Annotated in this window: 12 protein-coding genes and 1 pseudogene; 12 read left to right on the plus strand and 1 reads right to left on the minus strand. The window is 39.0% G+C overall.

Annotated features, from left to right (window positions below; translation table 11 throughout):
- The first annotated feature begins 124 nt into the window (after nt 1–124).
- The 3 genes and pseudogenes from rimM to CI595_RS27320 all read left to right on the plus strand — a co-directional run bounded on the left by rimM (nt 125) and on the right by CI595_RS27320 (nt 2144).
- Nucleotides 125–634, plus strand: a complete 510-nt coding sequence (rimM, locus tag CI595_RS07665; protein ID WP_095173243.1) for a ribosome maturation factor RimM — start codon at nt 125–127, stop codon at nt 632–634.
- A 64-nt stretch (nt 635–698) separates the two neighbouring features.
- Nucleotides 699–1391: pseudogene (gene trmD / locus CI595_RS27315) on the plus strand (tRNA (guanosine(37)-N1)-methyltransferase TrmD); the annotation flags it as partial.
- 513 nt (nt 1392–1904) lie between these two features.
- Nucleotides 1905–2144: a 4Fe-4S binding protein gene (locus tag CI595_RS27320; RefSeq protein ID WP_408608186.1), complete on the plus strand. Its 240-nt coding sequence runs from the start codon at nt 1905–1907 to the stop codon at nt 2142–2144.
- 420 nt (nt 2145–2564) lie between these two features.
- Here the strand turns inward: CI595_RS27320 and CI595_RS07675 are convergent, their stop codons facing one another.
- Nucleotides 2565–2891: a helix-turn-helix domain-containing protein gene (locus CI595_RS07675; protein WP_095172688.1), complete on the minus strand. Its 327-nt coding sequence runs from the start codon at nt 2889–2891 to the stop codon at nt 2565–2567.
- Nucleotides 2892–3658: 767 nt separating this feature from the next.
- On the opposite strand from CI595_RS07675, the gene CI595_RS07685 reads away from it, so the two are divergent.
- The 9 genes from CI595_RS07685 to CI595_RS07725 all read left to right on the plus strand — a co-directional run bounded on the left by CI595_RS07685 (nt 3659) and on the right by CI595_RS07725 (nt 15303).
- A complete protein-coding gene (locus tag CI595_RS07685; protein ID WP_095172690.1) occupies nt 3659–5077 on the plus strand; it encodes a sugar transferase in 1419 nt (472 codons plus the stop codon).
- A gap of 443 nt (nt 5078–5520) precedes the next feature.
- Nucleotides 5521–7221 (plus strand): phospho-sugar mutase, encoded by a 1701-nt coding sequence (locus CI595_RS07690; protein ID WP_095172691.1) that lies wholly within the window; start codon nt 5521–5523, stop codon nt 7219–7221.
- A gap of 13 nt (nt 7222–7234) precedes the next feature.
- Entirely contained in the window at nt 7235–8548 is a 1314-nt protein-coding gene (locus CI595_RS07695) for a sugar phosphate nucleotidyltransferase (RefSeq protein ID WP_095172692.1), read from the plus strand.
- A gap of 18 nt (nt 8549–8566) precedes the next feature.
- On the plus strand, nt 8567–9532 hold the full coding sequence (locus CI595_RS07700; protein ID WP_095172693.1) for a type I phosphomannose isomerase catalytic subunit: 966 nt from the start codon (nt 8567–8569) through the stop codon (nt 9530–9532).
- Between the two features lie 217 nt (nt 9533–9749).
- Nucleotides 9750–10526: a WecB/TagA/CpsF family glycosyltransferase gene (locus CI595_RS07705; protein ID WP_095172694.1), complete on the plus strand. Its 777-nt coding sequence runs from the start codon at nt 9750–9752 to the stop codon at nt 10524–10526.
- A complete protein-coding gene (locus CI595_RS07710; protein ID WP_095172695.1) occupies nt 10514–11626 on the plus strand; it encodes a glycosyltransferase family 4 protein in 1113 nt (370 codons plus the stop codon). The genes CI595_RS07705 and CI595_RS07710 overlap by 13 nt, the downstream gene beginning before the upstream one ends.
- Before the next feature lie 77 nt (nt 11627–11703).
- Complete coding sequence (locus CI595_RS07715) at nt 11704–12819, plus strand: glycosyltransferase WbsX family protein (protein WP_095172696.1); 1116 nt, start codon at nt 11704–11706, stop codon at nt 12817–12819.
- The gene (locus CI595_RS07720) at nt 12806–13930 is read left to right on the plus strand and encodes a Coenzyme F420 hydrogenase/dehydrogenase, beta subunit C-terminal domain (protein WP_095172697.1); all 1125 of its coding nucleotides are present in this window, start codon (nt 12806–12808) and stop codon (nt 13928–13930) included. The genes CI595_RS07715 and CI595_RS07720 overlap by 14 nt, the downstream gene beginning before the upstream one ends.
- Nucleotides 13931–13941: 11 nt before the next feature.
- The gene (locus CI595_RS07725; RefSeq protein WP_095172698.1) at nt 13942–15303 is read left to right on the plus strand and encodes an O-antigen polymerase; all 1362 of its coding nucleotides are present in this window, start codon (nt 13942–13944) and stop codon (nt 15301–15303) included.
- Nucleotides 15304–15307 lie beyond the last annotated feature (4 nt).

The raw sequence follows: 15307 nt of genomic DNA on the forward strand, positions 1-15307 counted from the left end.
CAGCCCCCTTTTTTTCATTAAAAAGGAAAATGGCCGCGGCTGGCCGTGTCCGGCGTGAGAGTCCGGCTGTATGGACTCTTTATCCTGATAACGTGATATCTTTATAATAGGAAGGAATTCGATGATGGAAGACTTATTACAGGCAGGTGTGATCACCACAACCCACGGGATCCGCGGGGAGGTCAAGGTGTTTCCCACCACTGATGATGTGCATAGATTTGAGGACCTGGACAGTGTATTACTGGATACAGGCAGGGAATATATGGAGCTGGAAATTGAGAATGTCAAGTATTTTAAACAGTATGCGATCCTGAAATTCAAAGGGATTGACAATATCAATGATATAGAGAAATACAAAGGCAGAAGTCTCTATGTGACCAGAGACCAGGCCATTCCTTTGGAGGAGGATGAGTATTATATTGCGGACCTCATCGGACTTGATATATACCTGGAAAACGGGGAAAAGTTTGGCGTACTGAAAGATGTGATGGAGACCGGAGCCAATGATGTTTACATTGTGGAGACGGAGGAAGGGAAAGAGGTGCTGATCCCTGCGATCCATGAATGTGTATTGGATATTGATGTTGAGGAGAACCGGATGGAAATACATCTGATGGACGGGCTTCTGGATTAGACAGCCGATTTGGGTGGAGATGTTACTATTTGTGCTGCCAACAGGCAGCGGAATGGAGAATGCTATGAATTTTCATGTGTTGACCTTATTTCCGGATATGGTGCGGCAGGGGCTGGATACCAGCATAATCGGCCGTGCCATGAAAGAAAAACATATTTCGCTGGAAACTGTCAATATCCGGGACTTTTCCGATAATAAACATAACAGAGTTGATGATTATCCATATGGCGGGGGAGCCGGCATGGTCATGCAGGCAGAGCCTGTCTACAGGGCCTATGGTTCTGTTGCCGAAAAATCCCTGGCAGCGGGAAAGGGCAGGAAGCCACGCTGTATTTATCTGACGCCTCAGGGGAAGGTCTTTAACCAGACTATGGTGGAGGATTTTGCCCAGGAGGAGGAGCTTATCTTCCTCTGCGGTCATTATGAAGGGATAGATGAGCGGGTTTTAGAGGAGATCGTGACGGATTATGTCTCCATTGGAGATTATGTGCTTACCGGCGGGGAACTGGCTTCTATGGTCATGATAGACGCTATCTCGCGGTTTGTGCCAGGTGTTTTGAGCAATGAGGAATCCGCCCAGTTTGAATCCATGCAGGATAACCTGCTGGAATATCCTCATTTTACACGGCCTGAGACCTGGCATGACAAGAAAGTGCCAAAGGTTCTGCTGACCGGTGATCATAATAAAATTGAAGCCTGGAGATGGGAACAGTCTCTGAGGCGTACAAAAGAGAGGAGACCGGATCTTATGGAAAAAAACAAGACTTTGACTGTGGCGTATTTCAGTCCCACGGAAGGGACAAAAGGAGCAGCGGAGATCCTGGCAGGTATGCTGTCACAAAATCCGCAGTATCTGGATCTGACCAGGAGGAAACTGAGAAAACAGAAACACAATTTTTCAGAGAAGGATCTGCTGCTTGCGGCAGCGCCTGTGTACGGCGGACAATTGCCGAGGCTGAATGAAGCACTGTTTACAAATCTGCATGGGGAGAATACACCGTGTATTCTTATGGCAGCATACGGAAACCGGCATTATGACAATACACTTGCCCAGATGCGGAAAATACTTGAGGACAGAGGATTTCATTGTATCGGAGCCATTGCGCCGGTCATTCCGCATATATATTCCGGGAAGCTGGGGAAGGGGCGGCCGGATGAGTCAGATATACAAAAGTTCCGTAGATTTGCTGTGACAGTGAAAAAACGTCTGGAAGAAGATTTTCATGAACAGATAGAACTTCCCGGGGCCGCTGAACCGGAACCAAAACAGATGAAACCTGTGGCAAAATTCTGGGATGCTGAGAAATGCAACGGGTGTCAGGCATGCGTGCAGAAATGTCCCGCAGCAGCCATTGATAAGGAGACTTATGCGGTGGATGAGAGTCTGTGCATCAACTGTATGAGATGTGCAAAAGTCTGTCCCGCCGATGCCAGGAGTTATGACTGCGGGGATGTTGAGAAATATCTGGAATCCAACTTTATGGAGAGACGGGAAATAGAAAGCTTTTAAGAAAATAAAAGCGCTGGAGGCATAGTGTTGGTACTTTGCCTCCAGTGCTTTTTTATGGAACTTGTCTGCTATTTTCATTTGCTTTACAGTTTAGGATCGGAATAGTCATCCGGAAGGCTGCTGCCGGGTTCTGGGTCTTGGTTAAGCCGATTGATTTGAACCAGACACATTAACAGAATGCCGAACATGGAGCCGACCAGGAACGATACAGCGATAAAAACGATCATACGATAAACCCAGCCCTTCTTTTCATGATTTTTGTGAATACAACGTTCTAATATATATTATATTGCAAATATGGGATGTTTATTCAGTAATAGGAATAATAGACAGATAATCAGGCGGATTTATATTTACAATAAATTTTTTGGAACCGGTAGAAGGAGATGGTTTCGTCTGTGTCCATAAAGAATGCGGCGCTTAGTTCACTGCCTTTAAGTAAGAAGTGATGATGTCAAGTAAATGTGAGAGTTTATCCGGAGGGCAGGTTTCTATCAATGTTTTAATAGAATCTAAATCATTTAGATTTTTTTGTTCACCAAACAACAAATAATCAATATTTATGTGTAAAGCAGATTTGAGTTTACACAAAGTGTTCACGGACATTCCTTTTTGCCCCAGCTCCAGATCATAGCAGAAGCGGGGCGTAATATCTGCCTTTTCCGCCAGTTCTTCCCGTGTATATCCCAGCAGCTCCCGTTGCTGCAAAATCCTTTTTCCTATACTTAGTTTATCTAGTTCATTCATTTTTACATCCTCCGTATATTTTTTAATGGGAAAATATCCCTTTGACTACGATACCAGAAATAAAATGGTTAAAAATGAACTGCAAGGAGATAAAATATGTGCTCAAGGTTCGTTTTCATTACCGCTGTAAGACGATAAAATCTAAGTTACAATTAAATGTTATATTTTTACAGGCACTTTTTATTGGGGTTATTATAGTAGGATACGGAAAGTGCTGTTTTTTATGCGTATGGTCCGTCGAAAGAAATGTATTTTTAAGGTGTGATGTCAAATGCTGGAAGATATATAATCATATTATGGCGGAGGAAATCCTCATAATCCTTTAATAATACTTTGATAAAATGTAGAGGAAATATTTTGTTGTGTTCTTTTTATCAATTAAGGAGTGAATATTTATGGGCTATAGCAAAAAAAGCCGAAAAACTTAAAGCTATATGGTTATATTTTGGAATTATAAAGAAAAAAAGAAACTTGTTGAGATTATTTTTGGTTAATCTGAAAGCAAATGTACAGAAAAAGATGCAGTTCGTTGCTTGACATAATATGTCAAACACGTTAGAATGTACAGGAACAAAGGAATAAATAAGAGATTATTGGCTGGCGCTCCTTGTTGAAAGCGATCGTTTTCATTTTATTACAGGGTGGAGTGTACAGCTTTTCCTATACGGCTGGATTGAACGTGCAAAGTTTTCGGATAATCGTGTAAAATAATTCTGCCAAATGCTGCAAAAATGCGGCAAAATCATTGAGGGATTTGGGAGTTCATTATGTATCAGAAGAATGGTAGTAGTTGGTTAAAACATTTGGATTTTATCATTTTAGATTTAATCTGTATGGAAGTTTCATTTCTGCTGAGTTATGTCTTTAGAAACGGAAAGATGTTTCGGTTATCCGATGACAATTATCGTGACGTGGAGATCATCTTGCTGTTTATCTTTTTCGTTGTTGTATTTTTCAATGAAAGCTACAGTGGCATTTTGAGGAGAGGCTATTTTAAAGAGTTTGTGGCTGTATTTAAACATGTGACTTATATTATAGCTACCATGCTGGTGTATCTGTTTTTTGTAAAACAATCCTCTACATATTCCCGTGTTATTTTTATCAGCATGTGGGGCATTTATATTGTGCTGTCTTATGTTACAAGGCTGGCATGGAAACAAAATATTAAGAGAAGAGTCGACAGGCAGGAAGGGAAGCGTTCTCTGCTGCTGGTGACGTCTGCAGATGTGGCCTCTGAAGTTGTGAAAACGATCCTGAGAAATAACTTTGAAAGTTTATACTTGGACGGGATCGCCATTATTGATGTGCAGATGACCGGCAAGAAGATCCTGGGCGTTCCAGTTGTTGCGGATAAGGACAGCATGGTCTCTTATATCCAGAAGAACTGGGTGGATGAAGTGTTTTTTAATCCTTCTGAAGAGACGGTTATACCAAATGAGATGATAAAGAGCTGCGCTAGTATGGGCGTGACGATACATATGAAGCTGGCTAAACTGGAAGTGCTGGGAAATAACCAGATTGTTGAGAAGATGGCCGGATATACGGTGCTTTCCAGCAGTATTAAGATGGCTTCACCGAGAGATATGTTTTTGAAAAGAGCTATGGATATTGTTGGGGGATTGGTCGGTGTGCTGATGACAGGGATGCTGACTGTATTTATTGCGCCAATTATTAAGATAAAATCTCCGGGACCGGTGTTCTTTTCGCAGATTCGGGTTGGGAAAAACGGGAAGAAATTTAAAATTTATAAATTCCGCTCTATGTATATGGATGCTGAGGCGCGGAAGAAGGAATTGATGGAGAAGAATAAGATTCAGGATGGACTGATGTTTAAGATGGATAATGACCCCAGGATCATTAAAGGGATTGGGAATTTTATCCGGAAGACGTCTCTGGATGAGTTTCCGCAGTTCTGGAATGTGCTGAAGGGTGATATGAGCCTGGTTGGGACAAGGCCGCCGACTGTGGATGAGTGGGAGAAGTATGAGGTGCATCATAGGAAGAGACTGGCGATCAAGCCGGGGATCACTGGGATGTGGCAGGTTAGTGGGAGAAGTGAGATTACGGATTTTGAGAAGGTTGTGGAGTTGGATACGGAGTATATAACTGAATGGAGTTTGGGGTTGGATTTAAAATTGTTGTGGAGGACTGTTGTGGTTGTTTTTAGAGGGGAGGGGTCGATGTAATGTAAATATATTTAGATAAGTAATATTATAATAAATATGAACATTTGAACGCGTAATTCTAGTGGAACAGAATTTTAAAAAATTACCATTTCCGCAATTGGGATAGAAGTCTGGATAAGAATAAAGCCATTTATATTTTAAAACTGTGTGAAATCAAGGAAATATGTGGTTTAGAGAACTGAATTAAAGTGACAGAAAAGATGAGGCTGATTGAGAAAGTGAATAATCTGAAATACTTTGTTGTAGAGAATAAATCATCAAGAAGCACATGAGTATATCAAAGAGGATTTAGTGAAAGAAATAGATAGTTTTAAGATGAATGGGGTTAAAGTAGTGATGGGAAAAAAGAAAATTAGGTGAAGCGTTAAGTGATTTATTTTGATAAATAAAGAATTAGATGTGGCGAAGTAGTATGCTGAAAGGTTTATATGGAGAACGAAGTTATGAATTATAAGGAAAAATACGAGCAGTGGTTAATTGACAGTTTCTTTGATGAAACAACGAGAAATGAACTTGCGGTAATTATTGATGAAAAAGAAATAGAAGATCGATTTTACCGTGAACTTGAGTTTGGTACTGGCGGCCTACGTGGTGTCATGGGTGCTGGAACGAATAGGATGAACAAATATACAATTGGAAAAGCAACTGCTGGCCTGGGAAAATATCTCTTGGATACATATGGAACGCAGGTTTGTAAAGTGCGAGGTGTCGTTATCGCATATGATACCCGCAACAACAGTGAATACTTTTCAAAAATTACGGCTAATGTTTTATCTGGTATGGGAATCCGTGTTTATCTTAACGCACATGCTTGTCCTACGCCCCAGCTTAGTTTTTCTATAAAGTTCTGGAATGCTCTGGCTGGTGTGGTTGTAACGGCTAGTCACAATTCGAAAGAGTACAACGGATACAAAGTATATGACGAGTTTGGTTGTCAGATTGTTCCCAGGCAGGCAAAACAAGTTATAAGTTATGTAAATGCTATAACGGATTACCGCACAATCAACTTTGTTGGCGATGATTCACTAATTATTATAGCTGATGTGACTGAGAATTTTGTTGAGGCAGTCATAGAGCAGAGTAGATATGATAACAGAGAAGCAAAAGCTAATTTGAAGGTCATATATACTCCGCTCCACGGTACTGGAAACGTTCCGGTTCAGAAAGCGCTACGTCTGGATGGTTTTATAAATGTTGATTTTGTTGCGGAGCAGATTATCCCGGATGGTAATTTCCCAACAGTGATATCGCCAAACCCGGAAGATCGTCATGCTTTGGAGTTAGGAATTACACAGGCAAAGCATACAGGTGCCGATATTGTTTTGGGTACTGATCCAGATAGCGACCGAGTGGGCATTGCAGTGAGAACGGCAAATGATGGTTATCAACTTATAACTGGCAATCAGGTTGGTGTTTTGTTGATGAATTTTATTTTAAATCATACAAATATGAGTAAGTATCGGCACCCAGCCGTGGTCAAGACAATTGTTACCTCCGAACTGGGAGCGGATATTGCCCGTAAGCACGATATAACAGTGTTCTCAACATTAACTGGATTTAAGTACATCGGTGAGAAGATCACTGAGTTTGAACAGGCTAAGTTGAATGGCAATAGAGAACAGGATTACGAATTTTTGTTTGGCTATGAGGAATCTTATGGTTATCTTGCCGGAACTCATGCTCGTGATAAAGATGCTGTTGTATCTTGCCTTCTAATTTGCGAAATGGCTGCAGAAGCGAAGGCAAACAGTAGAACGCTCTTGGATGAGATAAATGAAATCTATGCAGAATATGGCTATTACCATGATGCTCTGAACAGCTTCACTTTAAAAGGCAAGGATGGGCAGGAGAGGATTGGATCTATGATGACGGAATTGCGTACATCTGCATCTCCGTTTGAGGGAACGAAGTCTGTGATAGATTATAGCGTTCCTGTTGCGGCAGAGTTAGGATTCGGCACTTTGCCTACGTCTAATGTTCTGAAATATATCCTGGAGGATGGCTCCTGGATTGCAGTGCGGCCATCTGGAACAGAGCCTAAAATTAAGATTTATTACGGCGTCAAGGGTACTGATAAAGAGGCAGTTGAGAAAAGGCTGGAAGAAATCCAAAATACGATTAAGATAAAATTGGGTCTGAAATAGGAGGATAAGACGTATGAATATCATTTTGCTGTCTGGCGGAAGTGGCAAGCGTCTGTGGCCTCTTTCTAATGATGTGCGTAGCAAACAGTTTATTAAGCTGTTAAAAGATGAACAGGGAGAATATGAATCTATGGTTCAGCGTGTCTATCGCCAAATCACTACGGTGGATAAAGACGCTAAGGTAACGATTGCAACCAGTAAGTCACAGGCGAGTGCCATTAAAAATCAACTGGGAGAGAAAGTGGGTATCTGTGTAGAGCCTTGTCGCCGAGATACATTTCCGGCGATTGTATTGGCTGTAACATATCTCAAAGATGAGTTGGGCGTTGACACAGAGGAAACAGTTGTGGTTTGCCCAGTTGACCCTTATGTAGATAATACTTATTACGAAGCTGCTATGGCTTTGCAGGAGATTACTGATGCGGGTGGTGCAAGCTTGACATTGATGGGCATTGAGCCTACATACCCCAGTGAGAAATATGGCTACATTATACCGGAAAATAGTAATTATGTCAGTAAAGTCAAAGAGTTTAAGGAGAAACCGGATACAGAGATGGCAAAGAAATATCTAGCGCAGAGTGCGCTCTGGAATGCCGGCGTTTTTGCATTTAAGCTTGGTTATCTGTTGGATAAAGCACACAGCATGATTGATTTTGAGGATTACCGGGATTTGTTCAATAAATACGATATGCTGACGAAAATCAGCTTCGATTATGCAGTTGTTGAAAAGGAATCTAGTATTCAGGTGTTACGTTATAGCGGTGATTGGAAAGATGTTGGAACCTGGAATATGATGGCAGAGGTTATGGCCAATAAAACTAAGGGAAAGGCAATTCTCGATGAATCCAGTGATAATACTAATGTGGTGAATGAGCTAAATATTCCGATTCTCTGCATGGGTTGCAAGAACATGATTGTTGCGGCAAGCGGCGACGGTATATTGATAGCCGACAAAGAGCGCAGCGGTAATATGAAACCTTACGTTGAAAAAATCGAGACAGAAGCCATGTATGTCGAAAAGTCATGGGGATCCTATACGGTTATTGATGTGCAATCGGGTTCGATGACCGTCAAAGTGTCTATGAAGGCTGGGGAGCATATGAGCTACCATATGCACAATTATCGTGAGGAAGTTTGGACAGTTGTTTCTGGCAAAGGTAAGGCAATAGTGGATGGCATGGAGCAGCAGCTACGTACTGGGGATGTAATCACGATTGCAGCTGGCTGTAAGCATATGATTGAGGCAATAACTGATTTAGACATTGTAGAGATTCAAATTGGTGATGAAATTAGTGCCAGTGATAAGGTAAAGTTTGCAGTGGAATGAGAGGGCAGGAGTTAAGCCATGGAGATTTTTAGATTACAGCCTGCTGGTAAGGATTATCTCTGGGGCGGTGTACGTCTCAGAGAAGAGTATGGGAAGAAAATTGACATTACTCCACTGGCGGAGACGTGGGAATGCTCTGTACATCCAGATGGTTCAAGTATGATCGCAAATGGTTCTTTTAGGGGAGAAACGCTGGCGGAGGTTTTGGAACAGCATCCAGAATATTTGGGGACAAAGGTGAATGGTGGTGAACTCCCTATTCTGGTGAAGTTCATCGATGCAAAGAGAGACTTGTCTGTTCAAGTACATCCTGATGATGAGTATGCAAGGGAGCATGAGCATCAGAATGGCAAAACAGAGATGTGGTATGTCATTGATGCAGAGGATGGAGCAAATTTGATATATGGGTTTCGGCATAGAGTGACAGAGCAAATTTTAAGGAATGCTGTAGAAACGGGAACATTGGAAAAGCAATTGCAAAAAGTTCCGGTACACCGTGGAGATGTGTTCTATGTTCCCGCAGGAACAGTTCATGGAATTGGAGCTGGAATTCTCATTGCAGAGATACAGGAAAGCTCAAATGTAACTTATCGTGTTTATGATTACAATCGGATAGATAAGAGTGGAAAAAGGAGAGAATTACATTTTGACAAGGCTGTTCAGGTCATGGATATGAAGGTTGCATCGGAGGCAAAGCAAAAGCCTCGAATGATAAAGCATTATCCAGGATGTTCACGGGAATTGCTATCCCGTTGTAAATACTTTGAAACGGAACGGATACAGGTAACAAAAGGTTTTTCTTTTTCAGTAAAGGAAGAATCGTTTCAAGTTCTGATGTGCTTGGATGGATATGGACAGATAGAGACGATGGATGCAGATAGGAAGCCTGTACGGTTTTGCAAAGGAGAGACGCTGTTTTTACCTGCTGGATTGGGAAGATGTTTGGTTATTGGTGATTGCACAGCTTTAAAAATAAGATGTTAGGGAATAGTGAATAATGCAGTGTATTGTTATAATGGCATAAAAGCCCAGATACTTTACGGTAATTATTATCTATACATTAGAGATTGCATCGGATTGATAATAGTAATGTCCTATTAAGACGAAAAGTTAAAGCAAATTCTTAGTGGATGGAAATTCTAATGGAGAGGCAGAAAAATAAAATCAATTAGATTAATTATGTTAAGGATAGGAGAAAGCAATGGCTAGAATCAAATTTATGAATACAGAAATTGATAATCTAACAATGGATGAGACCTTGCAGGTAGTCGATAACCTTATTAAAGAGAATAAAAATGCCTATGTTGTTACTCCAAATGTTGATCATATTGTACAATTGGAAACAAATAAGGAACTACAAGCTGTTTATGCCAATGCTTCTCTAATTTTAACTGATGGAAAACCTCTTATTTGGATCTCAAGGTGGTATGGAACACCAATTAAGCAGAAAATATCAGGATCAGATTTATTTCCGCTACTTTGCAAGATGGTGGCCGAAAAAGGATATAAGATGTTCTTCCTTGGCGCGGCAGAAGGTGTTGCAGAACAGGCTGCAAAGAATCTTTCTAAACGTTTTAAGGGACTTAAAGTAGTTGGCACTTATTCTCCGCCATTGGGATTTGAAAAAGACGAAAAGGAAATAGCTAAGGTTAAGCAGCTAATAAAGGATACTAATCCTCACATTTTAATAATTGGTCTTGGGTGTCCGAAACAGGAAAAATTCATGTATTATTATAGCAAAGAACTTGGTGTTCCAATTTCTTTTGGGTTTGGAGCGAGTCTTGATTTTGAGGCAGGTAATGTCAGACGAGCGCCGAAATGGATGGCTGATAATGGCTTAGAATGGCTATTCAGGATAACGCAAGATCCGAAACGAATGGTAAAACGGTATCTTATTGACGATCGAAAGATTCTTGGATTGGCTATTAAATACAAGAAGGAAGGCCTAGAAAGGAAGAAAAGTAAATGCAAGTACTGATTGATTTAACTTCTCTGGCCGATAACTTTTCTGGAATAGAGCGATTTGCATTATGTATTACAAAAGAACTTCTGGTCGCAGAGAATAGAAAAGATATAAAATATATTCTTGTTTTCAAGAATGAAGTACAGAGGGAATTTATAGACAACGAAAATGCAGAAAATATAGTTTTATATGGAAAGAATAAACTGATGTTTAATCAGGTAATTCTACCTACAGCTTTGGCAAAAATTAAGGCTGATTATTACTTTTTTCCCGCTTTTCCAGCTCCATTTTTCTTTTTCAATAAAAATGCAATTAGTGCTATACATGATGTTGGATGTTGGGATAGTCCTAGCAAAAATAAGAAATATATGATTGCATATTTTAAAATCATGTATCGTAAGGCCGCATTCGGAAAAAAGAAAGTTGTGACGGTATCGGAATTTTCTAAAAAAAGAATAGTTACTATCCTAAAAAAGAATCCAGAGGAAATTATGGTGATTTATGATGGCTTATCAGACGGTTTTGATATGTTTCTATACGATACAAGTCGAGAAAAAAAAGCAAAGGATGAATACAAACTACCCCCCAAATATATTCTATGCTTATCTACACTTGAGCCACGTAAAAATTTGAAATTACTAATTAAAGCATATGATGAATTATTGCAGAATAAAGAAATAGATATTGAATTGGTTTTGGCTGGTAGAAAAGGATGGGCAATTGATGATTTGTTGAATAATCTAAATAAAGAGACAGTTGAACGGATTCATTTTACGGGATTTATTGATGATGATTTGTTACCATATGTGTATAGAAATGCTGATTTCTTTGTTTTTCCGTCTGTATATGAAGGATTTGGAGTTCCGCCAATTGAGGCAATGTCTATGGGAGTACCAGTCATCTCTTCAAATGCCGCATCATTACCAGAAGCATTAGGTAATGCGGCAATTTATTTTCGTAGTGACGACCTCATAGATTTAAAGGAAAAAATCATAAATATTCTTTCACTAAAAAAAGAAGAACTTAATACGATTAAAGAAAGGGGATTTATTCAGGCACATAAATTCAAGTGGAAAACAGAGGCAATAAAACTGCGTGATGGTTTGTTTAGATAATCTTAATTAGGTATAATGTCATAACAATTATAAATAATCAATTAATGACGAGAGTTTCACTAAAGGAGTAAACAGCTATGGCAAAAGTAATAGCATTATATTTACCACAATTTCATCCCATTCCAGAAAATGATGAATGGTATGGTAAGGGGTTTACGGAATGGACAAATGTGGCAAATGCAAAACCGCTGTTCAGAGGACATAAGCAGCCTAGGGTTCCGGCTGATTTAGGATTCTACGATTTACGAGTACCAGAAACCCGTTATCAACAGGCTGAAATGGCTAGACAATATGGACTGGATGGATTTGCATTTTATCATTATTGGTTTGGTAATGGGAAACAGCTTCTGGAAAAGCCATTTCAAACTATTTTGGAAGATAAGAAATATAGATTCCCATTTATGCTGCATTGGGCTAATGGCTCATGGTCAAAAAAGATGTGGAATCCTAATGGTGAGGGAGATAAACTTCTTATTGAACAGACATATCCCGGAGAGGAGGATGCTATACTTCATTTTTATGCTTTACTTCCAGCATTTCGTGATGAAAGATATATGCGAATGAATGACAGAATTATGTTTACTGTCGATCAGCCAATGAAGTCACCAGAAATATTATATATGTTTGATATATGGCGGGACTTAGCACGTAAAGAAGGTATAGGGGATTTTTTTTTCATTGCGCACTCTGCGCATAATGAAGAGGTGACAAAATTAAAAGAAGGCGGAGTGGATGCACTTATGTCTAAAGATGGACTCTATAAGGGGGCATATGATGCAATGATTGATTCACAATATAGAAAAATAATGTATAATGATCTGACTGCTAAAGCAAAGTTCATTATGCGTAAGAAACTGGGATTACCGAATGTTTATGAATATAAAGATGCAATCAAGTGCGCGTTTGGGGAATATGATAAGGATGTTCGTGTATTCCCTGAGGTATTTCCTCGATTTGATCATTCTCCGAGGTCAAATGGGAAGGAATTGATTTACATAAATGATACGCCAGAGCTTTTTGGCGAATATATGTCAAAGGCACTTGATATCATTAAAGATAAGCCGGAGGAAAGGCAATTGGTTTATATTAGAGCATGGAATGAGTGGGGGGAAGGGAATTATCTTGAACCTGATTTAGATTCAGGACTCGGATATTTAGAGGCAATAAGGAAGGCTGTAAATGAGTTTAAGTAATATTAATATTATAGGCTATAAGTGTTGTGGATGTGAAGCTTGTTATGCTGTATGTCCAAGGGATGCTATATACTCATTAAGAGGGGCAAGAGGAGAGCTTGTTTACAAAGCGGGTGACTTATGTATCAACTGTGGCAAGTGTCTTAGTGTATGTGCTGCTAAAAGCGCAAAAACATATGAAGCGACTGATGTTTTCTTTAGAGGTATAACAAAACAAAAAGATGTGTTAAAGAAATCTTCGTCGGGCGGGATTGCCTTTGAAATGGCAAGAAAAATCCTTACATACGGGGATATTATATATGCAGCAGTATGGGATGTCGATAAGCAGATGGTGAGGCATTCGAGGATTACTTCATTGCGAGAATTACCTTCTATGCAAGGAAGCAAATATGTACACAGCACAATTGAAAAAGAAACATATGTTAGTATTCTAGAGGATGCAAAAACACACAAAGTGTTGTTTATAGGATGTCCGTGTCAAGTATCAGCCGTAAAAAATATTGTGGGGGATAATGATAATTTGATTTGTATTGACCTTGTATGCCATGGAGTTCCAAGTGCTGAAATGTTAGAAGAACAGCTACGAATCTTAACTAAGAAACCAATTAAAATGCTTTCGTTCAGACACGGATTAGACTTTACTCTTGATATAGAAGATTCTAGTGGCAAGGTTTATTCTGTTAAGGGGTATGACAATCCGTATTATTCTCTTTTTCTTAGTTTTTCTTCGTTAAGGGAAAGCTGCTATTCTTGTAGTTACGCCAATAGGAAGAGAGTTGGAGATCTTACAATTGGAGATTACACTGAGGACGGAACGGGATATTCCTGTGTTATTCCTAATTCAGACATAGGGAAACAGCTCATAAAGGAAACAGTGTCAATTATTGATTACAAAAAAAGAAACGCGTGTTTGTTATTAGAAAATGATGCACTAAATCATCCTACATATAGAAACGCTAAGATGAAAGATTTTACTGATAGATATAATAAGTATGGATTATATTTTGCGTATTATAGAACTTTTTATATTTTTGTTATAAAACGAGTTTGTAGAAGAATTTTGGGAGATAAGCTCTATGATAAGTTTTTAAAACGCATAAAAAAGAAATAGAGGCAGGGAATATGCAGGAAGGTGGTGATAGTTTGGGTTTGTTTTTTTTAACTTGTTACACAGCCATTACATGCGCAATTACAATTAGATCAATAATAAAGAAAAAAAATATAATATACTGTGCGCTATGGTGTGAATATGCACTATCGGCGGTCTTCTGTGTGTTCTGTAAAGTGTACCAGGCTGATTTGGTTGGATTTAGTACATTGCATAATAGATGGTACGATTTATCAGATACAACATGGTGGGGATATTTTCTGATTATTGTATGTAATCTGATTGCATTTAAACCCTTCGAAGTTTTTGACCATGGTTCTTCTTTAGGGAGTATGGGAAAGAGAAAGGGTGCAAAGCAATATATGAGCTTTTATGCATATATTTACATTTTGCTGGCGTTTGTTTTTATTATATTTGCATTTGATAATATTAGAAATATATTAGGAATATCAGACTTGGGAGCGTTACGATCTTCGCTATATGGGAACAGCGATAATGAATCTATACTTGTAATAACAAATAATTTTATTGCAAATTTATGTTACAAACTTTGTACACAATTTAAGTACATGAGCATTTTTGTGGCTTTGCTTATGTTTAAGGAAAGGCATCGTGTGAAGACAGCAGTAGGTTTACTTGTAATGACTTTTGCAATTTATTATATTTATGCTTCTGCAAATGCTGCGCGTGGAGGCCTGCTTATTTTTGTGTTTTGTTCGTTTCTTATGATACTGGCATTCTTCAAATATATGAGTGGTGGATCAAAAAGAAAGCTTATTATTTTGTGCTCTGTATGCTGTGCGCTTGTTGTTTCTTTCTTTTTTGCCGTTACAATGTCAAGAGTTGCAACAGATACTGGTGGAGGGAATCTGTTGCTTAGAAATATTTCGTTTTATTTAGGACATGGACCGATTGAATTTAGTAAAATTACAGGTTCTTTAGAAAATTTTGCATATGGGGAGACAATCATCGGAAGACTAATGAACCACTATTTTGGAACTGCATACAGTTGGGAGCATATACAGTCAGAAATAGGATACCCTGATATCGGCCCTGTATTTATTACATATTTAGGATATATATATACAGACTTTGGTATATTTAGCTGTATTGGTTTTACATGGACTTGGTCATTTTTTATGTGTAGGTGGTTGAAAAAACCGAAATTGCATATCAGCACAATCTTCATTTTTATGTATTATTTGAGTTTCTATGTGACGGGAAATTTCGCAGTAGGGCGTTTGGAGTATGCAGGTCTGATTACTGCACATATTATAGCGTTAATAATTCGCCTAATAGAAGAGCAGTTAAGAATCAGAACTAGAAGAAATTCATTACCTTATGTATGTGGTGATAGTGTGTATGAAAAGAGGTAGCAGT

It is taken from the genome of Blautia hominis (assembly GCA_002270465.1).
Classification (GTDB): Bacteria; Bacillota; Clostridia; order Lachnospirales; family Lachnospiraceae; genus Blautia; species Blautia hominis.